The sequence below is a fragment of the Microbacterium sp. MMO-10 genome (assembly GCF_037148715.1).
Taxonomy (GTDB): domain Bacteria; phylum Actinomycetota; class Actinomycetes; order Actinomycetales; family Microbacteriaceae; genus Microbacterium.
Window position 1 is genome coordinate 1 of sequence record NZ_JBBCSV010000011.1, and the last position, 587, is coordinate 587.

Below are 587 nucleotides of genomic sequence, written 5' to 3' on the forward strand. Positions count from 1 at the left end.
GCTGATCATGTGCTGCGTCGTCATGTGGGGTCGGTGTTGCATACGTCGCCGGAGCGGATCGTGGAGGCGAATCGGTTGACGGCGCTGACGCGGTGGGGGATCCCGTTGCTGGTCGGGGAGGACTGCATTCACGGGCATTCGTTCTGGCCCGGGGCGACGATCTATCCGACGCAGTTGGGGATGGCCGCGTCGTGGGATCCGGTGCTGGTGGAGCGGGTGGCGCGGGCGACGGCGGAGGAGGTGTCGGCGACGGGGGTGCATTGGACGTTCTCGCCGGTGTTGTGCATCGCCCGGGATCTGCGGTGGGGGCGGGTCAGTGAGACGTTCGGGGAGGATCCGTTCCTGATCGGGGAGCTCGCGAGCGCGATGGTCCGCGGGTATCAGGGGAAGGGGCTGTCGGATCCGACGGCGGTGCTGGCGACGGCGAAGCATTTCGCGGGGTATTCGGAGACGCAGGGCGGGCGGGACGCGTCGGAGGCGGATATCTCACGCCGCAAGCTCCGGTCGTGGTTCCTGCCGCCGTTCGAGCGGGTCGCGCGGGAGGGGTGTCGCACGTTCATGCTCGGGTATCAGAGCACGGACGGGGT

The 587-nt window shown here is 68.7% G+C and carries 1 protein-coding gene; it reads left to right on the plus strand.

Annotation, left to right across the window (positions count from 1 at the left end; all coding sequences use genetic code 11):
* Nucleotides 1-587, plus strand: a 587-nt coding sequence (locus WFJ17_RS18650; RefSeq protein WP_336649212.1) for a glycoside hydrolase family 3 protein, incomplete at both ends; no start/stop codon positions are given.